This is a genomic window from Micromonospora sp. BQ32, from assembly GCF_059358895.1.
On sequence record NZ_JCADBI010000026.1, the window covers coordinates 39,516 to 62,171 of the forward strand.

General features: G+C 72.5%; 23 protein-coding genes and 1 pseudogene. 13 read left to right on the forward strand and 11 right to left on the reverse strand.

Annotated elements, in window-relative coordinates; genetic code table 11:
* Window positions 1-49: 49 nt before the first annotated feature.
* From mug to AC5L30_RS31155, 6 genes are all read right to left on the reverse strand, one after another.
* Complete coding sequence (gene mug, locus AC5L30_RS31130) at window positions 50-988, reverse strand: G/U mismatch-specific DNA glycosylase (protein WP_494871689.1); 939 nt, start codon at window positions 986-988, stop codon at window positions 50-52.
* Window positions 985-1,746 (reverse strand): SDR family oxidoreductase, encoded by a 762-nt coding sequence (locus AC5L30_RS31135; protein WP_494871691.1) that lies wholly within the window; start codon window positions 1,744-1,746, stop codon window positions 985-987. Before AC5L30_RS31135 ends, mug begins: the two co-directional genes overlap by 4 nt.
* Window positions 1,731-2,276, reverse strand: coding sequence for an SCO6045 C-terminal-like domain-containing protein (locus AC5L30_RS31140; RefSeq protein WP_494871692.1), 546 nt, complete (start codon window positions 2,274-2,276; stop codon window positions 1,731-1,733). Before AC5L30_RS31140 ends, AC5L30_RS31135 begins: the two co-directional genes overlap by 16 nt.
* Window positions 2,273-3,091 carry an MbnB/TglH/ChrH family RiPP precursor modification enzyme gene (locus AC5L30_RS31145; RefSeq protein WP_494871694.1) on the reverse strand — a complete coding sequence of 273 codons (819 nt, stop codon included), beginning with the start codon at window positions 3,089-3,091 and terminating at the stop codon, window positions 2,273-2,275. The genes AC5L30_RS31140 and AC5L30_RS31145 overlap by 4 nt, the downstream gene beginning before the upstream one ends.
* Window positions 3,088-4,011: a TIGR04222 domain-containing membrane protein gene (locus AC5L30_RS31150; RefSeq protein ID WP_494871695.1), complete on the reverse strand. Its 924-nt coding sequence runs from the start codon at window positions 4,009-4,011 to the stop codon at window positions 3,088-3,090. Before AC5L30_RS31150 ends, AC5L30_RS31145 begins: the two co-directional genes overlap by 4 nt.
* Before the next feature lie 81 nt (window positions 4,012-4,092).
* The gene (locus AC5L30_RS31155; protein ID WP_091403732.1) at window positions 4,093-4,665 is read right to left on the reverse strand and encodes a TetR/AcrR family transcriptional regulator; all 573 of its coding nucleotides are present in this window, start codon (window positions 4,663-4,665) and stop codon (window positions 4,093-4,095) included.
* A gap of 77 nt (window positions 4,666-4,742) precedes the next feature.
* On the opposite strand from AC5L30_RS31155, the gene AC5L30_RS31160 reads away from it, so the two are divergent.
* The 3 genes from AC5L30_RS31160 to AC5L30_RS31170 all read left to right on the forward strand — a co-directional run bounded on the left by AC5L30_RS31160 (window position 4,743) and on the right by AC5L30_RS31170 (window position 7,456).
* Window positions 4,743-5,603: a carbon-nitrogen hydrolase family protein gene (locus tag AC5L30_RS31160; protein WP_494871696.1), complete on the forward strand. Its 861-nt coding sequence runs from the start codon at window positions 4,743-4,745 to the stop codon at window positions 5,601-5,603.
* Between the two features lie 65 nt (window positions 5,604-5,668).
* The gene (locus AC5L30_RS31165; protein WP_494871697.1) at window positions 5,669-6,313 is read left to right on the forward strand and encodes an HAD family hydrolase; all 645 of its coding nucleotides are present in this window, start codon (window positions 5,669-5,671) and stop codon (window positions 6,311-6,313) included.
* Between the two features lie 210 nt (window positions 6,314-6,523).
* Window positions 6,524-7,456, forward strand: coding sequence for a serine protein kinase RIO (locus tag AC5L30_RS31170; RefSeq protein ID WP_494871699.1), 933 nt, complete (start codon window positions 6,524-6,526; stop codon window positions 7,454-7,456).
* Between the two features lie 45 nt (window positions 7,457-7,501).
* Here the strand turns inward: AC5L30_RS31170 and AC5L30_RS31175 are convergent, their stop codons facing one another.
* Entirely contained in the window at window positions 7,502-7,750 is a 249-nt protein-coding gene (locus tag AC5L30_RS31175; RefSeq protein ID WP_091403743.1) for a DUF2630 family protein, read from the reverse strand.
* Between the two features lie 432 nt (window positions 7,751-8,182).
* On the opposite strand from AC5L30_RS31175, the gene AC5L30_RS31180 reads away from it, so the two are divergent.
* The 9 genes from AC5L30_RS31180 (at window position 8,183) to AC5L30_RS31220 (ending at window position 17,909) form a co-directional block, all read left to right on the forward strand.
* Complete coding sequence (locus AC5L30_RS31180; RefSeq protein WP_494871713.1) at window positions 8,183-9,520, forward strand: cytochrome P450; 1,338 nt, start codon at window positions 8,183-8,185, stop codon at window positions 9,518-9,520.
* Entirely contained in the window at window positions 9,517-10,428 is a 912-nt protein-coding gene (locus AC5L30_RS31185; RefSeq protein WP_494871700.1) for a terpene synthase family protein, read from the forward strand. Before AC5L30_RS31180 ends, AC5L30_RS31185 begins: the two co-directional genes overlap by 4 nt.
* Window positions 10,425-12,041: a prenyltransferase/squalene oxidase repeat-containing protein gene (locus tag AC5L30_RS31190; RefSeq protein WP_494871701.1), complete on the forward strand. Its 1,617-nt coding sequence runs from the start codon at window positions 10,425-10,427 to the stop codon at window positions 12,039-12,041. Before AC5L30_RS31185 ends, AC5L30_RS31190 begins: the two co-directional genes overlap by 4 nt.
* Window positions 12,042-12,165: 124 nt before the next feature.
* Entirely contained in the window at window positions 12,166-14,727 is a 2,562-nt protein-coding gene (locus tag AC5L30_RS31195) for a sensor histidine kinase (RefSeq protein WP_494871703.1), read from the forward strand.
* A gap of 90 nt (window positions 14,728-14,817) precedes the next feature.
* On the forward strand, window positions 14,818-15,240 hold the full coding sequence (locus AC5L30_RS31200) for a roadblock/LC7 domain-containing protein (RefSeq protein ID WP_030337269.1): 423 nt from the start codon (window positions 14,818-14,820) through the stop codon (window positions 15,238-15,240).
* Between the two features lie 5 nt (window positions 15,241-15,245).
* On the forward strand, window positions 15,246-15,632 hold the full coding sequence (locus AC5L30_RS31205; RefSeq protein ID WP_030337267.1) for a DUF742 domain-containing protein: 387 nt from the start codon (window positions 15,246-15,248) through the stop codon (window positions 15,630-15,632).
* Window positions 15,613-16,224: a GTP-binding protein gene (locus AC5L30_RS31210; RefSeq protein WP_366338967.1), complete on the forward strand. Its 612-nt coding sequence runs from the start codon at window positions 15,613-15,615 to the stop codon at window positions 16,222-16,224. The genes AC5L30_RS31205 and AC5L30_RS31210 overlap by 20 nt, the downstream gene beginning before the upstream one ends.
* A gap of 84 nt (window positions 16,225-16,308) precedes the next feature.
* On the forward strand, window positions 16,309-16,644 hold the full coding sequence (locus AC5L30_RS31215; RefSeq protein ID WP_494871704.1) for a YciI family protein: 336 nt from the start codon (window positions 16,309-16,311) through the stop codon (window positions 16,642-16,644).
* A gap of 5 nt (window positions 16,645-16,649) precedes the next feature.
* Complete coding sequence (locus AC5L30_RS31220) at window positions 16,650-17,909, forward strand: RNA polymerase sigma factor (RefSeq protein WP_494871705.1); 1,260 nt, start codon at window positions 16,650-16,652, stop codon at window positions 17,907-17,909.
* Between the two features lie 11 nt (window positions 17,910-17,920).
* Here the strand turns inward: AC5L30_RS31220 and AC5L30_RS31225 are convergent.
* The 4 genes and pseudogenes from AC5L30_RS31225 to AC5L30_RS31240 form a co-directional block, all read right to left on the reverse strand.
* Window positions 17,921-18,019 (reverse strand): annotated as a pseudogene (locus AC5L30_RS31225) (DUF397 domain-containing protein); the annotation flags it as partial.
* A gap of 8 nt (window positions 18,020-18,027) precedes the next feature.
* Window positions 18,028-18,402 (reverse strand): type II toxin-antitoxin system VapC family toxin, encoded by a 375-nt coding sequence (locus tag AC5L30_RS31230; RefSeq protein ID WP_494871707.1) that lies wholly within the window; start codon window positions 18,400-18,402, stop codon window positions 18,028-18,030.
* A complete protein-coding gene (locus AC5L30_RS31235) occupies window positions 18,399-18,653 on the reverse strand; it encodes a type II toxin-antitoxin system Phd/YefM family antitoxin (protein WP_030491531.1) in 255 nt (84 codons plus the stop codon). The genes AC5L30_RS31230 and AC5L30_RS31235 overlap by 4 nt, the downstream gene beginning before the upstream one ends.
* 119 nt (window positions 18,654-18,772) lie before the next feature.
* Window positions 18,773-21,625: an aconitate hydratase gene (locus tag AC5L30_RS31240; RefSeq protein ID WP_494871708.1), complete on the reverse strand. Its 2,853-nt coding sequence runs from the start codon at window positions 21,623-21,625 to the stop codon at window positions 18,773-18,775.
* 213 nt (window positions 21,626-21,838) lie between these two features.
* Here AC5L30_RS31240 and AC5L30_RS31245 point away from each other — a divergent pair, with 213 nt between their 5' ends.
* Window positions 21,839-22,537 carry a DedA family protein gene (locus AC5L30_RS31245; RefSeq protein ID WP_494871709.1) on the forward strand — a complete coding sequence of 233 codons (699 nt, stop codon included), beginning with the start codon at window positions 21,839-21,841 and terminating at the stop codon, window positions 22,535-22,537.
* Window positions 22,538-22,656 lie beyond the last annotated feature (119 nt).

Below are 22,656 nucleotides of genomic sequence, written 5' to 3' on the forward strand. Positions count from 1 at the left end.
TCCTCGAAGCCGAGTCGATCAAGGGTCGGGTAGTCGGTAGTCCGGCGGCTCAACGGGCCGGTAGCTCGGTCGCCGCCCGCAACTCGGCGAACGCCAGGCCCAGGGTCACCGGGGTGAAGTGCGCGTTCAGGCCGCTCGGGTTGGGCAGCACCCACAGTCGGGCCCCGGCCAGCGACTCCGGCTGCGGCCCGAAGGTGGCTTTCGGCCGCTGAAAACCGATCCGGTACGCGGTCACCCCCACCACGGCCACCCAGCGCGGCCGGTACCGGGCCACCTTGTCGGTCAGGATTGTCGCGCCGTCCAGGAGTTCCTCGGCGCTCAGCTCGTCCGCGCGGGCGCTGGCCCGGGCGGCCATGTTGGTGATGCCGAGCCCGAGCGCGGGCAGCTCGTCCTGTTCGCTGGGGTGCAGCAGCCGGGGGGTGAACCCGCTCCGGTGCAGGGCGGGCCAGAACCGGTTGCCGGGCCGGGCGAAATGCCACCCGGTCGCGGCCGACCACAGGCCCGGGTTGATGCCGACGAAGAGCACCGCCAGCCCAGGCGCGAGCACGTCGGGGATGGTCCGGTCGGCGGCCGCCGCCAGCTCCGCCCGGGTGGGTCGGGCGGTCGCCGCCGGGTCGGTCCGGGTGGGTTGGGCGGTGCCCGCCGGGTCGGTCCGGGTGGGTTGGGCGGTGCCCGCCGGGTCGGTCCGGGTGGGTCGGGCCGTCTCTGCCGTCGCCGGGTCCGTCCGGGTGGGTCGGGCCGTCCCAGGCGTCGCCGTCGGGTGACGGTCGGCCCGGTCCCCGGGTCTCGGCCGTCCGGTGTGCCCTGCGTTGATCGACTCGGGTTCCTGGAAGTCGGGGTGTCCTGGTCGCGTCGACCGCCCGGTTTCCTTGAGCCCAAGTCGATCAACGGCCGGGCCGTCGGGCTGGGCCGGCTCGGGCGGCGTCACGGCACGGGCCGGTCGGGCCGGCTCGGGCGGCGTCACCGCACGGGCCCGCTCGGGGGTCACAGCCCGCGCAGCGCGCCGCCGTCGACCGGCAGGGTGATTCCGGTGAGGTAGCCCGCGGCGGGGGAGAGCACGAACGCGGCCACCCGGCCGAACTCGGCGGGGTCACCGAGGCGGCGCAGCGGGATGCTGGCCTCCGCGTCGGCGCGGGCGCGATCCGGGTCGCCGGTCGCGGCGAAGAGTTCCCGGTTGCGGTCGGTCATGATCCGACCGGGCAGCAGCCCGACCACCCGAACGCCACGCGGGCCGTAGTCGTCGGCGATGTCCTTGGCCGCGCCGACCAGGCCGGGCCGTAGACCGTTGGAGATGCCCAGGCCGGGCACCGGGCCGCGGGCCGAGGTGGAGAGCACCAGCCCGATCGCGCCGCCCTCGGGCAGTGCGGCGGCGATCGTGCGGACCGCGCGGATGGTGCCCAGGAAGACGGTCTCGAAGGAGAGCCGCCACTGCTCGTCGGTGATCGCCGCGGCGTTGCCCGCCGGTGGGCCGCCGACCGAGATCAGCGCGCCGTCGAGCCGGCCGAAGTGCTCCTGGGCGGCGGCGACGAGCTGCCCCGGCGTCTCCGGGTCGGTCAGGTCCGCGGTCAGCCCGACGGCGTGCCCCGGGCCACCCAACTGCTGCGTGGCGGCGGCCACCGCGTCCGGGTTCCGGGCCGAGAGCACCACCCGCGCCCCGTCGGCGACCAGGCTCTGCGCGGTCGCGTAACCCAAGCCGCGGGAGGCACCGGTGAGGACGTACACGCGATCGGTCAGTCCGAGATCCATAACTTCGATCCTGCCGCATTCGGTACCCCGTCGCCAGCACGGGTGGACACCCGTGGGGCGGGGCGCAGCAGGCGTACCCGGCCGGCGATCTGCACCGCGACGGCACCGCCGGCGCGGCTCACCGCCGGCGCCCGGCGGGGACGCGGCGCCCGGCGCCCGTCGTAGCGCAGGCGTGCCTCCCGGACGGCCAACTCCTCGGCGGCCGCCGGGGGGAGCGCGTGCTGGTCGTGCAGCGCCCGGGCCAGGTCCCAACCGTCGCGCAGCGATCCGGCAGTGGGTCGCCGGGCGGCCCAGTCGGCGAAGGTGGCCGACCACCTGGCACCGAGGCCGGCGGCGAGCAGTGGCCAGTGCCGAGCCACCTCGCCGGCCCGCTTGCGCAGCAGGGCCGCGCGGGTGGCGGCCAGCGGGCCCGGCGCGAACCCCGCCGGTGGTTCACCCCCGGCGACCAGCGCCGCGACCAGTTCGGCCTGCCGCTCGGCGAGCCCGGCGCGGGGGGTGGGCGCGGCGTCGCCGTCGGGTGTGCCCGTCATGTCACGGCCGGGAAGCCGGCAGCGTCGGCCAGGGCGTCCAGTTCGGCGCGGAGTTCGGCGGCCGGCGGGTAGTGGCCGTCGCGCTCCAGCAGCAGCGCCGGCGGTCGCCGCCGGGCGCAGAGCGCGCCGACCAGCTCCAGCACCGCTGTGGGCACCGGGTCGGTGTGGGTGTCGTGGTAGAAACCGCCGTGCTCCGCGCCGCCGGCCACGTGGGCGTACGCGACCCGCTCCAGCGGCAGGCGGTCCAGCAACGCCAGCGGGTCGGCGCCCCGGTTGCGGGCGTTGGCGTGCACGTTGGCCACGTCCAGCAGCAACAGTGCCCCGGTCCGGTCGAGGATCTCGGTGAGGAAGTCCGCCTCGTCCAGCTCGTCGTCGGGCCAGTCGAGCAACGCGGCGATCGGTTCCAGCGCGATCGGCACCGGAAGCTCGGCCTGTGCCCGCGCCACGTTGACGCAGACCGCGTCGACGGCTTCCCGGCTGCGCGGCAGCGGCAACAGGTGGCCGGCCTCCAGGCCGCCGGCCCGGACGAACGCGATGTGCTCGCTGACCAGCGGCGCGTCCAGGCGTTGCGCCACCGCGGCCAGGTGCGCGACCCGGGCCGGGTCGACCGGCTCGGCGCCGCCGAGGGAGAGCCGCACCCCATGCGGTACGACCGTCACCGCGCGTTCCCGCAGTCGCGTCAGGCCGGGCGGGAGCGGCCCGGACGCGGGCACCCCCTCGGCCACCACCTCGACGAAGCGCAGGCCGGGCAGCTCGGCCACGAAGCCGGCGATCTCCGGACGCCAGCCGATGCCGACCCCGGACGGTCCGGTCATCCGCCGCACCCGCCGCCGCCCCCGCACCCGCCGCCTCCACCACCGCCGTCTCCACCGGAGCTGTCGCCTCCGCCACCGGACGAACCGTCCGAGCCGCCCGTCCAGCCGCCGTTGCCGGAGATGGCCTGGCGCTGAATTTCGGCCTGCTCGGCGAAGCCCGGGTCGAGTGCCCAGAGCGAGGCGGTGCCGTACAGGGCCACGCCCATCGCCGCACCGGCGGCTCCGTAGGTGGCGTAGGCCGGCGCGGAGGCCGGCGCGAGGTGGGTGTGGTCGCGGCGGACGGCACGGAGGGCGGCGCGACCGGCTCGGGTGCGGACGGGTGCCCGGCCCAGCAGCAGCGCCGCGCCCAGGAGCGCGGCCAGGGTGAGCAGCAGGTAACCCACCGGGCGATCGCTGAACAGGCCGGAGAAGAGCCGGAGCACGCCGAGGCCCAGCAGAGCCAGCAGGAACCGGTTCCAGAGGCGGGCGCGGGCGCGCTGCGTGTCGTTCGTCAGCAGCCCGCGCTGCTCCAGGCCGTTGCGGATCTGGTCCAGCGCGGTGCGTACGCGCTCGTCCTGCGGCAGGTCCCGGACTCGCGAGTGCTGGTGGGCGGCCCAGTGGACGGCCTGATCCAGTGGGGTGAGCCCGGTCGGCGCGGTATCGCCGGTGGTCAGCCGACGGTCCGGTCGTACGCCCACCGCGCCGCTGCCGCGCAGCCCGCCCAGCGCGGCGTGCACCGCGAGTTGCGGGCCACCGTTGAGGTACGCGACCTGCTGCGGCCCGAGCGGTTCGGCGGTGACAGCAGTGCCCGTGCCGGTCGCGAGGCGGATCCGGTAGTACGCCGCGATCGCCACCACCAGGATGGCCGCCACGAGGTAGTACCGGAGGAAGGTCGGGCCGGAGATGCCCCAGGTGTCGCCGGACGCGGCGTGGACGTTCATCGACTGCTCCTGTCACCGGAGGGATCGGCGGCCTCATTGTGGAGCAGCCTCGCCACGGGTGACCGACCGGAGTCCGCGCGGTCAGTGCCGGCGGACCGCCTCCTCGACCAGGTCGAGCACCGGGCCCAGGTCACCGGCCGGTCGGCCCATGGCCAGGTGCAGCACCAGGCCGTCGTAGGCCAGCTCCAGGAACTGGGCCAGCACGTCGATCGGTACGTCCTCGCGCAGCACCCCGGCGTCGCGCTGGCGGGCCAGCCGGTCCCGGGTCGCCTCCGCGATCGCGGCGGACCGCTCCGCCCACCGCCGGGCGAACGCCGGGTCGGTGCGCAGCCGCCGGGAGACCTCCAGTTGGCTGCCCAGCCAGCCGGTGGTGTCGGGGGAGACGGCGCGGGCGAGCAGATCGCGCATCACCTGCACCAGGCCGTTGCGGGCCACCGTCTCGACCATGGCCGCGGCGTCGTCCTCGGCGACGGCCAGGAAGAGCGAGTCCTTGTCGCGGAAGTGGTGGAAGATCGCACCGCGGGACAGGCCGGTGGCCTCCTCGAGGCGGCGTACGGTCGCTCCCTCGTAGCCGAGCCGGGCGAAACACGCCCGGGCTGCGGCGAGGATCTCCTGCCGGCGAGCGTCGAGCTGGTCCTGGCTTACTCTGGGCACACGTCGATCGTTGCAGGTCACCTCGGGGCATGCAAACCGTACGTACGGCTTGGGATGTTGCCGATTACCATCGCCCGGTGACCCAGCCCCGCACCCTGCCCAGCTCCCCGCTGACCGTGGCCACCGTTCAGGCCACCCCGACGCCGGGCGACGTCGCCGGCAACGCGGTCATCGCCGCCGACCTGGTCCGCCGAGCCGGCGAGCGGGGCGCCCGGGTGGCCGTCCTGCCGGAGCTGTTCCTCTGCGCGTACCACCCGCCGGTCCTCGCCGCCGACCCGGCCGGCACGGACGTCGCGGCCGACCCGGCCGGGATGGTCGCGGATCCCCGGCTCGACCCGCTGCGCGTCGCGGCGCGCGAGGCCGGCGTCACCGCGCTGGTCGGCGCGGCCGTCCGGCACCCGGACGGCCGGCGGACCATCGCCGCGCTGGTGGTCGACCGGACCGGCGAGGTGCGGGTCGGGTACGACAAGCAGCAGTTGTGGGGCGACGAACGGGAGCTGTTCACCCCCGGCGGGCGGGGGGCCACGCTGCTCGTCGACGACTGGCGGCTCGGACTGGGCATCTGCTACGACGGCTGTTTCCCCGAGCACGGCCGGGCCGCCGCCCTCGACGGCGCACACGGCTACCTGTGCCCCAGCGGATACCTGGCCGGCTCCGAGCACCGCCGGGATCTCTACTACGCGGCACGTGCCCTGGACAACACCATGTTCGTGGTTTTCGCGAACGCGGTCGGCGGTGTCGCGCCGTGGCTGTTCAACGGCGGTGCGGCCGTCTACGACCCCGAGGGGCGGGTGCTGGCTCGCGGGGCGAACGACGGCACGGCGGTGCTCGTGGCGACGCTGGATCCCGCCGTGCTCGCGGCCACCCGGGCGGCCCACTCGATGCTCGTCGACCGGCTGGCGGACCAGGGTGGCCCGCGGCTGTCGATGCCTGGCTGAGCCCTTCGTCAGGTCGACACCCGCCGCATCTGTTGGCGGACACGTCGGTCCCGTAGGGTGCCCGAGTGCCACTGCTCCTGCTGGACCTGGACAACACCCTGCTGGATCGGGCCGGGCCGTTCCGCCGCTGGGGTGAGCGCTTCCTGGACAGCATCGGCGCGCCCCACACCGACATCGACTGGCTGGTCTCGATCGACGCCGACGGTCTGACCGACCGCTGGGACCTCGCCGACGCCATCCGGGACCGCTACGAGCTGCGCATTCCCTCGATCGACCTGGTCGAGGAGCTGCACGACGGGGTGGTGGCGCAGACCCGGCTCGACCCGCTGACCGCCTGCGCGCTGCGGATCGCCGACGACGCCGGCTGGGTGCCGGTGGTGGTCTGCAACGGCACCGTTCGCGTCGAGGACGCCAAGATTCGCCAGACCGGGCTGGACCAGTACGTCGCGGACTGGGTGATCTCCGAGGAGGCCGGCGTCAGCAAGCCCAACCCGAGAATCTTCGCGCTCGCCGCCCAGCGGGTCCGGATGCCGCTGCGGGGGGCGTGGGTGATCGGTGACAGCCCGGAGGCGGACATCGGCGGCGCCGCCGCCGTCGGGCTGCCCAGCGTCTGGCTGCACCGGGGGCGCACCTGGTCGGACGTCCGGTTCGCGCCGAGCCGCACCGCGGACGGGTTGATCGCCGCGGTCGCCACCGTCCTGGCCCGCTGAGGGTCCCGCGCCGGAGGTCGTACGTCCGAGCGGTCGTTCGGGTGGTGGCCCGGTAATTCGGTTGACCGCCCGCCGTGGTGGTACCAGCATTGTCCGCGCATGGTGCATCCCGGGCGTGTGCCCGGTCGAGGAGAGGGGGTCGGTCATGGCCGTCTTTGCAGGTCGCTTCCAGCCGCCTATCTCAGCCTCGACCAAGGGAACCTCACCACAGTGCGCGATCACGACCTTCCGGCGCTGGAGCGCCGAAGCCGCGGCAAGAGCCGCTTCGACGACGACGAACCGCAGTTCCTGAAGCGCGGGCGGCCCACCGAGCCGCTCGCGGACCCGGACAGCGAGCCCGACCCGGACACCGGCGAGCGCTGGTCGTCCTGGGACGACGCCGTGCACGGGCCACAGCCGCACCCGAGCTGGCTGGTCACCGAGCTGGCCGCCAAGGACACCGAGCTGGGTGTGCTGAAGACCGGCAAGGAGGCGGACGTCCACCTGGTCCGCCGGGCGGTGCCCGACACCGACCGGTCCTGCCTGCTCGCGGTGAAACGCTACCGCGATCCCGAGCACCGGTTGTTCCACCGTGACGCCGGCTACCTGGAGGGCCGTCGGGTGCGCCGGTCCCGGGAGAACCGGGCGATGGCCGGCCGCACGGCGTTCGGCCGGCAGATGATCGCCGGGCAGTGGGCGGCGGCCGAGTTCGCCGCGCTGAGCCGGCTCTGGGAGATCGGCGCCGGGCACGACCGGATCGCCGTGCCGTACCCGGTGCAGTTGCGGGGCACCGAGCTGATGCTGGAGTTCGTCGGTGACGCCGAGTCGGGGGAGGCGGCGCCCCGACTGGCCCAGTTGCGACCCGGCCCGACCGAACTGCGTGACCTGTGGGCCCAACTGGTGGAGGCGCTGCGGGTGCTGGCTCGGGCCGGCTACGCGCACGGCGACCTGTCGCCGTACAACCTGCTCGTGCACCAGGGCCGGCTGGTCGTGATCGACCTGCCGCAGGTGGTCGACGTGGTGGCGAACCCACAGGGGCCGGAGTTCCTGGCCCGCGATGTGCGGGTGGTCGGCGCCTGGTTCGCGGCCCGGGGGCTGCCCGCCGAGCAGGTGGACCCCGGCCTGTTGACCGGAGAGCTGCTGCACGAGGCGGGCCTGCGCTGATCGGAGCGGGTCGGGCGGCCATACCGCCCGACCCGCCAGGCCCGGCTATTGCAGGTAGCGCTCCACCTCGGGCTTGGGGCGTTCGCCCTGGGCGTCCGGGTCACCGTGGGTCTCCCGGGCGGCCCGTCGGCGGCGCAGCAGGTCCCAGCACTGGTCGAGGGACTCCTCCAGGGCGCGCAGTCGCTCGCTGGCCTCGCCCTCGGTGCCCGACTCGTGGGCCTGGGCGTCGGCACGCAGCTTGTGTTCCTCGTCGACCAGCTCGGAGATCCGGTTCAGGATGGTCTTGTCGTCCATGCCACAGAGCCTGGCACAGGGTGCCGGGCATCGCCCGGATTCGGGGGGACCGGTGCGTCCCGGGTCACTGACCCGCACCGGTCGGCCCGACGCCGCCCGGCTGGTGCCGATGCCGCAGCCAGGTCGGCGGCACCCGGCCGTTCCGCCCGTCGCGCTGGTTGGCCGCGGCGCTACGGCTGACCATCCATTCAGGAGTTGAGTACGTCGGGATATCGATGTGCGTGTGTCCGTGTAGATGGAAATTGCGCAGTCCGCAAGTCTGGAGGTGCCCCTCGTTTGGTGAGATGCTTCCGTCGGCCCAGAAGGTGAGAGTTTCATCAACCCGCCCGACCGAAGTGGACCACTGCGGTCGCCGGGACGACGAGGAGACGTGGTTCGATGTCGCAGGTGTCCGAGGCGCGCCCCGCCACCGTCAGCACCGAGCCCCGGACAATCCCGTTACGACGCGCTCTGCCGGCACTTGTCCGCGATCCGCTGGGCGCGCTCGTCGACTTCGCGCAGGACGCCGACGGCGAGGTCGTCCGGCTCAATCTCGGCTCGTTCCGCCCCTATCTGGTCAGCCATCCTGAGCACCTGCAACGCGTCCTGCGGGACAACGTTGCCAACTACACCCGGGACGGCGACGGGTTGCTCTGGCGACCCGTGCGTCGGATCGTCGGTGACGCCATCCTGGTCGCCGAGGGTGAGATCTGGGAGTCCAGCCGAGGCGCGCTGCAACCGTTGTTCACCGCCAAGCGGGCCGAGACGCTCGTCGACAAGATGGCCGAGGCGATCAACGAGGCGGTCGACGAGTGGCTCGAGCCGACTCTCGCCGGTCGCCCGATCGACGGTGGCGCCGAGCTGACCCGGATCGTCCTTCGCACCACGATGCGGGTGCTCTTCGCCGACCGGATCTCGGTCCCCGACGCCCTGCGGATCAGCGCCGCGCTGGACACCGTGACCACCGCGATGCTCCCCCGACTGCTGATGCCCGCCGTGCCGTACGCGGTGCCGATGCCCGGCGACCGGCGCTTCCGCGACGCGGTGCGCACCATCGACGAGGTGGTGCTGCCGATCATCCGGGAGGCCCGGGCCCATCCCACCGACGGTGACGACATCATCTCCACGCTCTGCCGGCCGCGCGCCGACGGCAGCGAACCCGACGAGTACGCGATCCGCGGCGACGTGGTCGCGATGTTCTCCACCGCCACCGAGACCACCATCGCCCTGCTTTCCTGGCTCTGGCCGGTGCTGGCGTCCCGGCCCGACGTGGCCGAGCGGATGACCGACGAGATCGAGCAGGTGGTCGGCGCCGAACGGGTCGGCCGCGAGCACCTGCCCCAGCTGCGCTACGGCCGGATGGTGCTCGACGAGATGCTGCGGCTCTACCCGGCCGGCTGGATGATCCCGCGCACCGCGGTCGGCGACGACCTGCTGGGCGGGGTGCGGATCAAGGCCGGTGGCACCGTGCTGGTCAGTCCGTACGTCACCCAGCGGATGTCGACGTTCTGGACCGACCCGGCGCTGTTCGACCCGGAGCGGTTCGCGCCGGAGCTGCCCCGGCGGCGCTACCGCTACTCCTACTTCCCGTTCGGCGGGGGCCCGCACCAGTGCCTCGGGCAGTACCTGTTCCTGCTGGAGGCCCAGCTCATCGTCAGCACCGTGCTGAGCCGCTACCGCTTCCGACTACGCGAACCGGTCGACCTCACCCCCCGGATGGGCGCCTCGCTGCAACCCAAGCAGCGGGCTGAGCTCATCCTCACCCCGGTCGAGCGCCCGGTCGCATCGTGACGGAGACCCCGCGACCGGCGCGGGCCGGTCAGGACGCGGTCGCCGAACAGGGCCGGGTGTGTGCGCTCGCCGTCCGGGGCGTACGCGACCTTCAGGATGTCACCGCCGCTCACCCGGAGCTGTTCGGCGCCGCGCCGTTCGACCCGGCGCTGCTCAGTTCGGTGGCCACCGCCATCGCCTTCACCGCGCCGTGGCACACCGCCGCGGAACTGCGGATCACCACCCGTACCCTGCTCTGGGTCTTCGCCGCTGACTGGCAGGTCGACTACCTCGCCCGGTCCGTCGACGACGTCCGGGAGGTGGTGACCGACTGCCTCGCGGTGGCCGACGGCGCGGCGCCGCCACCGGGGCGCCACCTGGCCCGGCTGCTGGCCGACCTGCGCGACGAGCTGACCACCGTCCCGGCGTTCGTCCGGCTGCGGCCGATCTGGCGGGACGAGCTGGCCCGAATGTTGGCCGCCGTGGCGCGGGAGTGGGACTGGAAGCACCTGCCGACCGATCCGACCACCGGCCGGCGGCTGCCGGACCTGGACCGGTACCTGGACAACGCCGACAACCTCGCCTGTTCCTTCGTCAACGTCACCCACTGGATCGCCACCGGCGACGAGAGGACCCTCGCCCAGTTGACCGACCTGCTGGACGCCGGTCGTGGCGTGCAGCGGGTGCTGCGGTTGGTCAACGACCTGGCCACCCACGGTCGGGACGCCGAATGGGGTGACCTGAACGCCCTTTCGCTGGTCGACGACCCGGCGCAGGTGCACGACCGGCTGGCCGAACTCACCGCACGGTCCCGGGGGGACCTGGCCGCCCTCGCCGAGCGGTGCCCCCGCCAGGCGGACTACCTCAACCGGCAGATCTCCTTCACCGGCGGCTTCTACCAGTTGTCGGACTTCTGGGGCGCGCGGTGAGTGACGGCGCCACCCGGGTGTTCGCCGGCGAGGCGGCCGCCGCCGACCCGGTCGCCGCCAGCGCCCGTGAGTTGATCGCCGGCCTTGGTCTGCGGCCGTGGGGGCAGGTCGCCGCGTCGGTGTACGAGACCGGGCGGCTGGTCGCCGTCGCTCCCTGGCTGACCGGGCACCACCAGCGGGTCGCGTTCCTGCTGCGCAGCCAGCGCCCGGACGGGGCGTGGGGCCCACCCGAGGGGTACGCCCTGGTGCCGACGCTGAGCGCCACCGACGCGCTGCTCGCGGCGTTGGCCGACGGCAGGGCCGGGACGGAACTGCTCGCCCCGGTGGCCCGTGGGCTCGGCGCTCTCGTCGGCACGCTGCTCCCCACCGACGCCCGGACTCTGCCGGACACCCCCGCGCTGGACCTCATCGTTCCGGCGCTGGTCGACACCATCAACGACCGGCTCGCCGGGCTGGAGCGGGCCACCGCCGACCGGCTGCCCCGCCCGCCGTTGCCGCTGCCCACCGGGCTGAACCGCAACCGGCTGCGCGCGGTGCGGTCCGCGGTGGCCGCCGGAGCGACGCTGCCACCGAAGCTGGCCCACTTCTACGAGATCCTGGACGCGACACCCACCGACGCCGGGCCCACGCTCACCGCGGTCGGCGCCTCACCCGCCGCGACCGCGGCCTGGCTGACCGTGGCCGGCCCGGCCGCCGGCCCCGCCGCGCACGCCTTCCTTCGGGCGTTGATCCGCGACGGAGGCGGCCCGGTGCCCTGCCCGGCACCGATCACCGTCTTCGAGCGGGCCTGGGTGCTGAGCGGCCTGCGTCGCGCCGGGATCACGGTCGACCCGCCGGCCTCCGTCGTGGAGAGCCTGACCGCTGCCACCGCCGGCCAGGGCATCGCCACCGGCGACGGCCTGCCGACCGACGCCGACACCACCTCGGTATCCCTTGACGCGTTGGCCCGGCTCGGCCGTCCGGCGGACCCGGCCAGCCTGTGGGCGTACGAGACGGCTGACGGTTTCTGCACCTGGCCGGGGGAGGACGGCTTCTCGGTCACCACCAACGCGCACGTGCTGGACGCCTTCGGTCAGCACCTGACCCGGCACCCGGACGCGGACGCGCGCTATCACCGGGCGGTCGACCGGCTGAGCACGGTGCTGACCGGGCACCAGCGCGCGGACGGCGCCTGGCAGGACCGGTGGCACGCCTCGCCGTACTACGCCACCGCCTGCTGCGTGCTGGCACTGGCCGAGTTCGGGCGGGGTGCGGCCGCCGCCGAGGCGGTGGATCGGGCGGCCGGTTGGGTGCTGAACAGCCAGCGCGCGGATGGTTCGTGGGGGCGATGGGACGGCACCGCCGAGGAGACCGCGTACGCCCTCCAGGTGCTGCTGACGGTGCCGACGACTGTGCCACGGGTCGACGACGCCGTGGCACGTGGGCACGCCTACCTGCACGAATCCGCCGCCCGGGAGCACCCTCCACTGTGGTACGGCAAGGAGCTGTACTGTCCGACCGTCATCGTCAGCGCCACGGTGCTCGCCGCCTGCCGGCTGGCCGGCATCCGTGCCGCCGGCGTGGACCGATCGGTGGTGGATTGCGGTTACCAGTCAACAAAAACAGCAACTTGAGGGGTTGTGTGGACACTGCTAGCGTACGCAGAGCCTCAGCCCCGGATGCCCCGCTGCGGTGGGACGTCGCCCCCTCTGATCATTCGTTGATGAGCTGAGTCAACGCCCGGCCTGGGACGGTTCAATGCGCTCTCGCGGTACGAGTATCCGCACCAAGGTTGTCGCCCTGCTGCTCTCCCTGGTCGCGCTCTGGATGTTCGCGGCATGGGTGACCCTGCGTGACGGCTTCAACCTGCTCGGTGTCCAGTTGCTCAACAGCAAGGTCTACACGCCGAGCGAGCCGCTGTTGCAGGAGCTCCAGGTGGAGCGGCGGTTGACCCAGGCGTACCTGAGCAACCCCGAGGCCGCGCAGCGGACGGCGCTCGAAGCCGAGCAGCGCAAGACCGCGCAGCTGGCCGCCGATTTCACCGCCTCGGTGCGCAACTGGCAGGTCGACATCGCCGGCAGCTCCGCACTGGACACCCAGCTCGGTATGACGATCGCTGAGGTCAACGGGTTGGAGCAGACCCGCGCCGAGGTGCTGGACCGCAAGATCGACCGGATCGCCGCCGCCGAGGCGTACACCGACGCGATCGAGTCGATCTTCCAGATCTACGACGTGACGGGCAGCCTGGACGACAAGCAGATCGCCGGCGAGGCCGCGGCCCTGATCCAGCTCAACCGGATGAAGGAGCTGATCTCGCAGGAGGACGCGCTGCTCAGCGGCCTCTTCGGCAACGGTCGGATGAGCGGCGCCGAGTATGCCCGCTACGTCGCGTTGGTCGGCTCGGAGCGGTTCGTCGGTGAGGAGACCCGGGTCCGGCTCGCCGACGCCGACCAGCGCCGTTACCAACAGCTCGTCGAGGGTGAGGCGTTCACCCGGCTGCGCGCCGTGCAGGACAGCATCATTCGCGAGGGCCGGCCGTCGACCCAGCTGCCGGTCGGCGCCGAGCAGTGGCGGGGCACTGTCGAGCCGGCGCTGGCCGAGGTGAACGACGTGGTGACCGCCGGCGGTGAGGGCATCGTGGACCGGGCCACCGGCGTCGCCGTGATGGTCGTCGTCCGACTGGTGCTCGCCACCGGCCTGGGCCTGCTCGCCGTCATCGCCTCCGTGGTCGTCTCGATCACCACCGCGCGGAACCTGCTGCGCCAGCTCGAGCGGCTGCGGGAGGCCGCCTGGCAGCTCGCCGACGAGCGACTGCCCCGGGTGGTGGAGCGGCTCGGGCGCGGCGAAGAGGTCGACGTGGCCACCGAGGCGCCCTCGCTGGAGTTCGGCACCGACGAGATTGGCCAGGTCGGCAAGGCGTTCAACGCCGTTCAGGAGACCGCCCTGCGCACCGCCGTCGAGCAGGCCGACCTGCGTCGCAACGTCCGCGAGGTCTTCCTGAGCCTGGCCCGACGCACGCAGGCACTCGTCCACCGCCAGCTCACCCTGCTCGACGCGATGGAGCGCCGCGAGCACGACGCGGAGGAGTTGGAGGACCTGTTCCGGGTCGACCACCTGGCCACCCGGATGCGGCGCAACGCGGAAAACCTGATCGTGCTCTCCGGCTCCACCCCCGGTCGGGCCTGGCGGCGCAACGTCCCGATGGTCGACGTGGTGCGCGGCGCCGTGGCCGAGGTGGAGGACTACACCCGGGTCAACGTGCTGCCGCTCGGGCCGGTCTCGCTCGCCGGCCGCGCGGTCGGCGACGTCATCCACCTGCTCGCCGAACTGATCGAGAACGGCCTGTCGTTCTCCCCACCACACACGACCGTCGAGGTCCGCGGCCAGTTGGTCTCCAACGGGTTCGCCATCGAGATCGAGGACCGGGGCCTCGGCATGAGCGAGGAGGACCTGGCCGCGGCGAACCACCGCATCGTCGACCAGTCCGAGCTGAACCTCGCCAACGCCGCCCGCCTCGGGCTCTACGTGGTGAGCCGGCTGACCGAACGGCACGGCGTGCGGGTACGGCTCAAGGAGTCCGCGTACGGCGGCACCACCGCGGTGGTGCTGATCCCGCTGGAGTTGGTCACCGAGGCCGACGCCTCCCCGGAGGACTCCGGCTCGTTCCGGGCCGGCTCGGCCATCCCGATGCCGTCGGCACCCGCCACGGACAGTGGCCGTCCGGGGTCCCTCGCACCGGTCGCGCTCGCCGCACCGACGACGACCGCGCCGGAGGTGGCGGTGACCTCGACGGTGCCGATGCCGGCCGACACCACCGCGCCGACGACGGACGAGGAGGCCGAGGCGGGGGACGCCGTTCTCCCCACCCGACAGCGGACCACCCCGGCAACCGGCACCCCCGACCTGCCGACCCGTGCCCGGCGCGGCCCGCCTCAGCCAGCCCTGGAAGCCCCGACCGTGCCCACCGGCCTGCCCGCCGTCGACCGCACCCGCCCGGAGGCCCCCGACGGAGAGCTGGCCCCGGCCGGCGACGGCGGTCCGATGCCCGCCCGCGCCGAGGCGGAGCGGACCGACTCCGGCCTGCCCGTCCGGATCCGACAGGCGAACATCGTTCCCGAGTTGCGAGACGACCCTGCGGTGTCCGAGACCGACGACGAGGATGTGGTGCGCCCACCGGAGCAGGTTCGCCGGATGATGAGCTCCTACCAGACCGGCACCCGACGCGGGCGGACCGACGCGGCTCGGCTGCTCGGCGGCGCCTCCGGCGCCCCGGCGGCGACGCCGTCCGAGCCGACCGACGAGGATCCACAAGCGACCTGATCGAGCACCGACGACGCGGATTTCCGCGCGGTGTGACGGTCAAGCCCCAGACGAACACGGCGCACAGCCGGGCGAGAAGAGGACGACGAAGTGACCCAGAAGACGGCTTCGAGCGCCGACCTGACGTGGTTGCTGGATGACCTGGTGGGCCGGGTGAAGCAGGCCGAACACGCGGTCGCGCTCTCCACCGACGGCCTGTTGATGGCCTCCTCCCAGGGGTTGAGCCGGGATGACGGCGAGCACCTCGCGGCGATGGCGGCCGGCATCCAGAGCCTCGCCCGAGGCGCCGGTAAGCGTTTCGGTGGTGGGCAGGTCCAGCAGACCATCATCGAGATGCAGTCGTCGTTCCTGTTCGTCACCGCGGCCGGCCGTAACGCCTGCCTGGCGGTGCTGGCCACCGAGGACGCCGACGTCGGCCTGATCGCCTACGAGATGGCGATGCTGGTCACCCGCGTCGGCAAGTACGTCGCATCGCCGTCGCGTGGCACTGATCAGCAGGTCGGCGAGAGGTAGCGGCGATGACGGTCCAGGGGGAGTCCGCAGACCACCAGTGGGTGGATGACCATGCGGGTCCGGTGGTGCGTCCGTACGCGGTGACGCGTGGTCGGGCCCGCCCGGTCACCGGCACATTCGACCTGATCTCCCTGGTCACGGCGACCCGAGCCGAGGTCACGCCCGAGGTCGGTCTCGGTCCCGAGCATTTGGCGATCGTCGGGCTGTGCCAACGCATACAGTCCGTCGCCGAGATCGCCGCCCATCTCGACCTGCCGGTGGGCACCATCCGGGTGCTTCTCGGTGATCTGGCGGCCCGCAGCCTGGTGCAGGTCCGCGAGCCGCAGACCACGGCCGGTCTTCCCGACAACAGCATCTTCGAGGCGGTAATCAATGGACTACGGGCACTCTGACCGGCCGGCGGGAGCGACGCCACTGCCCACCGCGATCAAGATCCTGGTCGCGGGCGGCTTCGGCGTGGGCAAGACGACCATGGTTGGCGCGGTCAGCGAAACCCGGCCGTTGCGCACCGAGGAGGTGCTGACGGAGTCGGGGGTCGGCATCGACGACCTGTCCGGGGTGGAGGGCAAGACCACCACCACCGTGGCCATGGACTTCGGCCGGATCACCATCAGCGACGACCTGGTGCTGTACCTCTTCGGTACGCCGGGGCAGGACCGGTTCTGGTTCGTCTGGGACGAGTTGGCGTTGGGCGCGATCGGCGCGGTGGTGCTGGCCGACACCCGCCGGCTCGCCGACTGCTTCCCCTCGATCGACTACTTCGAGGGTCGGGGCACGCCCTTCGTGGTGGCGGTGAACTGCTTCCAGGGCGCCCGGCAGTACCGGCTCGACGAGGTGCAGGCCGCGTTGAACCTGGACCCGGGTGTGCCGGTGCTGCTCTGCGACGCCCGGCAGCGTGAGTCCAGCAAGGAGGTGCTCGTCACGCTGATGGAGCACGCCATGAAGACCCGCGAGGCCCGCCGCCGCGCCGCCAGCGGAGACTGACCAAAGTTTTTCGGGGAGGGTGTCCGGAACGCTGCCGGCCGATCGTCATGCTGACGACACCCCGAGAAACCAGGGAGCGACCAGATGAAGTACATGATGTTCGTTTGCAGCGACACCGAGCCGGACACCGACCCCACCGAGCTGCCCGACATCCACAAGTGGGTGGCGGAGAACGACTCTCGTGGCCGCCGCCTGACCGGCAACGTGTTCGCGTCGACCAGCGCGGCCACCACCGTCCGTGTCCGCGACGGTGAGCTGCTCGTCTCCGAGGGGCCGTTCGCGGAGACGGCCGAGGTGATCGTGGGCTTCGACCTGCTCGACTGCGCCGACCTGGACGAGGCGATCGAGGTGGCCCGCACCCACCCGATGGCCCGCCAGGGGCGACTGGAACTGCGTCCGTTCGCGGACCTGTCCGACTGACCGAGTTGTCCACCTCGCAAAGCCGGCCGGTGCGCACCCCGGCACCGGCCGGCGCGGTGGCGGCGGAGGCCGTCGCGGCCGTCAGCGTCGAGGCGTACCCCCGGATCGTCGCGACCCTGATCCGGGTCACCGGGGACTGGGCGTTGGCCGAGGACTGCGCCCAGGAGTCGTTGACCGTCGCGCTGGAGCGTTGGCCCGCCGACGGTGTGCCGGCCAACCCGGGCGGCTGGCTCATGACGGTGGCGCGCAACCGGGCGATCGACGTGCTGCGCCGGGCCACTGTGGAGCGGCGCAAGCTGCACGACCTGGCGTTGCTCACTCCGGACGACGCGCCGCCGGAGCCGGAGGTGGGTCAGGACGTGGTGGACGACCGGCTGCGGCTCATCTTCACCTGCTGCCATCCGGCGCTCGCGATCGAGGCCCGGGTGGCGTTGACGTTGCGAACGGTCTGCGGGGTGCCGACGGCTGACATCGCCCGTCTCCTGCTGGTCAGCGAGTCGACGATGACCCGGCGGCTGACCCGGGCCCGCACCCGCATCGCCCAGGCCGGCATCCCGTACCGGGTGCCGAGTGGGCCGGCGCTGACCGAGCGACTGCCCGGCGTCCTCGCCGTGCTGTACCTGCTGTTCACCCGCGGCTACGTCGCCGACGGCGAGCCGGCCTTCGCCGACGAGGCGGTCCGGCTGGCCCGGCTGCTTCACCGGCTGATGCCCGAGCAGTCCGAGGTCGCCGCGCTGCTGGCGCTGTTGCTGTTGCAGCACTCCCGTCGGGACGCCCGCCGCGACGCCACCGGCAACCTGCTCACCCTGGAGCGGCAGGACCGCGACCGGTGGGACCGCGCCGCCCTCGCCGAGGGCCTGGCCGCCCTCGATCGGGTACGCCACGCCGGGCCGTACGCGTGGCAGGCCCGGATCGCCGCCTGCCACGCCACCGCAGCCTCGGCCGACGACACCGACTGGCCGACGATCGCGGGTGCCTACGACGCGCTCGCTGACATCCGCCCCTCGCCGGTGATCGCGCTCAATCGGGCGGTGGCGCACGGGTACGCGTACGGGCCGGCCGCCGGGTTGGTCCTGCTCGACGCGGCGCGCGCTAGGGGCGGGCTGGACGGCTATCCGCTCGCCGTGGCGGTGCAGGCCGACCTGGTGGCCCGGCAGGGCGACCGGCTGCGCGCGGCCGGGCTGTTCCGACAGGCGGCGGCAGCGGTCGACTCGACCGCTGAGCGCCGAGCGCTGCTCGACCGGGCTGACGAACTCGCCCGGTAGGACAGTGGGGGTCAGCCGCGCTTGGCCAACACCAGGAACCGGGCCCAGGCCGCCGGGTCGAAGGCGAGCGTCGGACCGGCCGGGTCCTTCGAGTCACGTACGCCGATGACGGCCCACGTCACGCCACCAGGATCGGTACGTCGTACTTCTGGATGCGGTCATCCCGGGTGACCAGGGTCAGCCCTTCGTGCAGGGCCTGCGCGACCAGCATCCGGTCGAAGGGATCCCGGTGGATCGCCGGCAGCCGACCAGCCGCGATGGCGTGTTCGTGGCGGATCGGGAGTTCCCGCAGTTCGGCGTCACGGAGCCGTTCGGCGAGGTCGGCCGGGCCGGCCAACTTGCCCAGCGACTGTTTGATCGCGACCTCCCACAGCGTGACCGGGCTCAGGTACACATCGGGTTCGGTGTCGATGCGGTCCTTGATGTCCGTGGCGAGGACCGGGTCGTCGGTCAGCCACCAGAGCACCACGTGCGTGTCGAGCAGGAGCCTCATCCGGACAGCCCGAAGTCGCGAGCAACCTCGTCGTTGACCTCGTCGGAATCCCAGTCACCGGTGAGATCCAACGCACCGCGCAGAGACCCGCGACCGGTGCGTGTGGTCCGACGAAGAGGAATGACCTTGGCGACCGGGTTGCCGGCCCGGCTGATCACGATCTCCTCGCCGTGCTCGACCCGTTCGATGATGCGTGACAGGTTCGTCTTCGCATCGTGGATGTTGAACTGCGCCGCAGCTTCACCGGCCACCGTGGCACCTCCTTAGCTAAGAGGTTAGCCCGTGGCGGGGCACGGCACGAGGAACGACCCGGGAACGACGCAGGCTCCCTCCCGCCGAGGGCGGGAGGGAGCCTGGTGACGTCGGTACGTCAGTTGGCGATCATGCGGCGCAGCACGTACTGAAGGATGCCGCCGTGCCGGTAGTAGTCCGCCTCACCGGGGGTGTCGATCCGCACCACGGCGTCGAACTCGACGCCGGTGTCGGTGCTGACCTGCACGGTACGCGGGGTCTCACCGTCGTTCAGGGCGGTCACCCCGGTGATGGTGAACGTCTCGGTGCCGGTCAGGCCGAGCGACTCGGCGGTGACGTCCACCGGGAACTGGAGCGGCAGCACGCCCATTCCGATGAGGTTGGAGCGGTGGATCCGCTCGTACGACTCGGCGATGACCGCCCGGACGCCCAGCAGCATCGTGCCCTTGGCCGCCCAGTCCCGCGACGAGCCCGAGCCGTACTCCTTGCCGGCCAGCACGACCAGCGGGATGCCGGCCTCCTGGTAGGCAACGGAGGCGTCGTAGATCGAGGTCTGCTCGCCGGTGAGGTGGTTGACGGTGAAGCCGCCCTCCACCCCCGGGACCAGCTGGTTGCGCAACCGGATGTTGGCGAAGGTGCCCCGGATCATCACCTCGTGGTTACCCCGGCGGGAACCGTACGAGTTGAACTCGTGGCGCGGCACGCCGTGCTCGGCGAGGTACGTGCCGGCCGGGGAGTCCGCCTTGATCGCGCCGGCCGGCGAGATGTGGTCGGTGGTCACCGAGTCACCCAGCTTGGCCAGCACCCGGGCCGCGGAGATGTCGACGACCGGGCTCGGCTCCTGCTGCATTCCCTCGAAGTACGGGGGCTTGCGCACGTAGGTGGAGTCGTTCTCCCAGGCGAAGGTGTCGCCGGTCGGGGTCGGCAGCGACTGCCACCGCTCGTCGCCGGCGAAGACATCGGCGTACGCGGCGCTGAACCCGGTGGCGCCGATCGCCTGGGCGATGACGTCCTGGATCTCGGTGCTGTTCGGCCAGATCTCGCGCAGGTAGACCGGGTTGCCCTCGGAGTCCTCACCGATCGGCTCGTTGGCCAGGTCGATGTCCATCGTGCCGGCGAGAGCGTAGGCGACCACCAGCGGCGGCGACGCCAGGTAGTTCATCTTGACGTCCGGGTTGATCCGGCCCTCGAAGTTCCGGTTGCCCGAGAGCACCGAGACCACCGACAGGTCGTGCTCGTTGACCGCGGCGGACACCTCCTCGGGCAGCGGGCCCGAGTTGCCGATGCAGGTGGTGCAGCCGTAGCCGACCAGGTTGAAGCCGAGCTTGTCCAGGTACGGGGTGAGGCCGGCCCGCTCGTAGTAGTCCATGACGACCTTCGACCCGGGCGCCAGGGTGGTCTTCACCCACGGCTTGCGGGTCAGGCCCTTCTCCACCGCGTTCCGGGCCAGCAGCGCGGCACCGATCATCACCTGCGGGTTGGACGTGTTGGTGCAGGAGGTGATCGCGGCGATCACCACGGCACCGTGGTCCAGCTCGTACTCGACGCCGTCGGCGCCGGTGACCCGGACCGGGTTGCTGGCCCGGCCGCCCGCGCCGACGGCTGCGGTCTCCAGGTCACGCGGCTCGTCGGCCGGGTCGCTGAACTCGTTGGCCGGCGGGTCGCTGGCCGGGAAGGACTCGGCGCTGGCCTCGTCGGCCGGGCCGTTGGCGCCGCGCGGCAGCTCCTCGCGGGGGACACCCGGCTTGAGGTCACGCTCACCGACGGAGTCGTCGGCGACGTAGTCGGTCAACGCGGAGCGGAACAGCGTCTTCGCGGCGCCCAGCGGCACCCGGTCCTGCGGGCGCTTCGGACCGGCCAGCGACGGCTCGATGGAGCCGAGGTCCAGCTCAAGGCGCTCGGAGTAGTCCGGCTCGGCGTCCGGGTCGTGCCAGAGGCCCTGCTCCTTGGCGTACGCCTCGACGAGCGCGACCTGCGCGGCGTCGCGGCCGGTCAGCTCCAGGTAGCGAATCGTCTCCGCGTCGATCGGGAAGATCGCCACGGTGGAGCCGTACTCCGGGGACATGTTGCCGATGGTGGCCCGGTTGGCCAGCGGCACGGCGCTCACGCCGGGGCCGTAGAACTCGACGAACTTGCCGACCACACCGTGCTTGCGCAGCATCTCGGTGATGGTCAGCACCAGGTCGGTGGCGGTGGTGCCGGCCGGCATCTCGCCGGAGAGCTTGAAGCCCACCACCCGGGGGATCAGCATGCTGACCGGCTGGCCGAGCATCGCGGCCTCGGCCTCGATGCCGCCGACGCCCCAGCCCAGCACGCCCAGGCCGTTGACCATGGTGGTGTGCGAGTCGGTGCCGACCACGGTGTCCGGGTACGCCTGGCCGTTGCGCTCCATGATGGTGCGGGCCAGGTACTCGATGTTGACCTGGTGCACGATGCCGGTGCCCGGCGGGACGACCTTGAACTCGTTGAACGCGGTCTGACCCCAGCGCAGGAACTGGTAGCGCTCCTTGTTGCGCTCGTACTCCAGCTCGACGTTGCGGGCGAACGCGTCCTCGCGGCCGAACAGGTCGGCGATGACCGAGTGGTCGATGACCAGCTCGGCCGGGGCGAGGGGGTTGACCTTGCTGGCGTCGCCGCCCAGGTCGCGTACGGCCTCACGCATGGTGGCCAGGTCGACCACGCAGGGCACGCCGGTGAAGTCCTGCATCAGGACCCGCGCCGGGGTGAACTGGATCTCCACGCTCGGGGCGGCGGTGGAGTCCCACCCGCCGAGCTGGCGGATGTGGTCGGCGGTGATGTTCGCGCCGTCCTCGGTCCGCAGCAGGTTCTCCAGCAGGATCTTCAGGCTGTACGGCAACCGGGCGTGGCCGTCCACCTTGTCGATCTTGAAAATCTCGTAGCTCGCGTCTCCGACGCGTAGCTGGGTCTTCGCACCGAAGGTGTCGAGGCTCGCCACGTCGTACTCCTTCACACCAGCGACCGTGAGTAGTCCTGAGCAGTCTGTCGCACCGGTCGGGGTGCCGCCGAGGTTAGGTGACACTTACCCGCCGATTCCGCTTCCAACAAAACCGTACGTCCGTCTTGCTATCTGCGCAACCTGGCGTCACAGGTTGGCTGGCGAACGACCGCGCCGCGTGGTCGGGCCGGCGGGGTAGGGTCGGGGCCGATTCGGGAGGGGCGCCGAGTGATCGACGTTCAGCACTGGCTGTCGGCACTGCCTCCGGGCGTGATCTACCTGCTCGTCGCCGGGGTGATCGGCGTGGAGAGCATGGGCATCCCGCTGCCCGGCGAGATCGTCCTGGTCAGCTCCGCCCTGCTCGCCGCCACCGGCGTGGTGGAGCCGGAGTGGGTGGCCAGCGCGGCGGCGTTCGGCGCCATCACCGGCGACTCCGTCGGGTACGCCATTGGCCGACGCGGCGGTCGTCCGCTGCTCGCCCGGCTGGGCAGACGATTCCCCAAACACCTGGGCCCGGCGCAACTCGCCCGCGCCGAACAGAGCTTCGCGCGGCACGGCGTCTGGGCGGTCTTCTTCGGCCGGTTCGTGGCACTGCTACGGATCCTCGCCGGGCCGCTCGCCGGGGCGCTGCACGTGCCGTACCGCCGCTTCCTGCTGGCGAACGCGGCCGGTGGGCTGGTCTGGGCCTTCGGCACGACGTACCTGCTCTACTCGGTTGGCCGGGCGGCCGAACACTGGCTGAAGGACATCTCGTGGGCCGGGTTGGTCCTCGCCGTGCTCGCCGGGCTCGGCAGCACCTGGTGGCTACGCCGACGCGCGCACCGCGTCGAGTCGGCCGAGGTCGCTGGCATCGAGTCGGCCTCCGGCGGTCAGTCGGCTGCGGTGGCCCCCGATGTCGATCCGGTCCGCGCGGGCAACGAGCACTGACCCCTGGACATGCCGAAGGGCCGGGCCCCCGTGGTGGGGGTCCGGCCCTTCGGTGTCGTTGGGTGGTTGGGGTCAGCTGGTGGCGTAGCCGCGGGTGGCGATCCAGTCCGCGAGGTGTT

Bases quoted from the DNA above. Each gene is read 5' to 3' on its own strand.
- AC5L30_RS31205 (WP_030337267.1), top strand. From the start codon at position 15,246: ATGACGGTCCAGGGGGAGTCCGCAGACCACCAGTGGGTGGATGACCAT.
- AC5L30_RS31215 (WP_494871704.1), top strand. From the start codon at position 16,309: ATGAAGTACATGATGTTCGTTTGCAGCGACACCGAGCCGGACACCGAC.
- AC5L30_RS31210 (WP_366338967.1), top strand. From the start codon at position 15,613: ATGGACTACGGGCACTCTGACCGGCCGGCGGGAGCGACGCCACTGCCC.
- AC5L30_RS31135 (WP_494871691.1), bottom strand. From the start codon at position 1,746: ATGGATCTCGGACTGACCGATCGCGTGTACGTCCTCACCGGTGCCTCC.
- AC5L30_RS31145 (WP_494871694.1), bottom strand. From the start codon at position 3,091: ATGACCGGACCGTCCGGGGTCGGCATCGGCTGGCGTCCGGAGATCGCC.
- AC5L30_RS31140 (WP_494871692.1), bottom strand. From the start codon at position 2,276: ATGACGGGCACACCCGACGGCGACGCCGCGCCCACCCCCCGCGCCGGG.
- AC5L30_RS31175 (WP_091403743.1), bottom strand. From the start codon at position 7,750: ATGGACGACAAGACCATCCTGAACCGGATCTCCGAGCTGGTCGACGAG.
- AC5L30_RS31195 (WP_494871703.1), top strand. From the start codon at position 12,166: ATGCGCTCTCGCGGTACGAGTATCCGCACCAAGGTTGTCGCCCTGCTG.
- AC5L30_RS31230 (WP_494871707.1), bottom strand. From the start codon at position 18,402: ATGAGGCTCCTGCTCGACACGCACGTGGTGCTCTGGTGGCTGACCGAC.
- AC5L30_RS31150 (WP_494871695.1), bottom strand. From the start codon at position 4,011: ATGAACGTCCACGCCGCGTCCGGCGACACCTGGGGCATCTCCGGCCCG.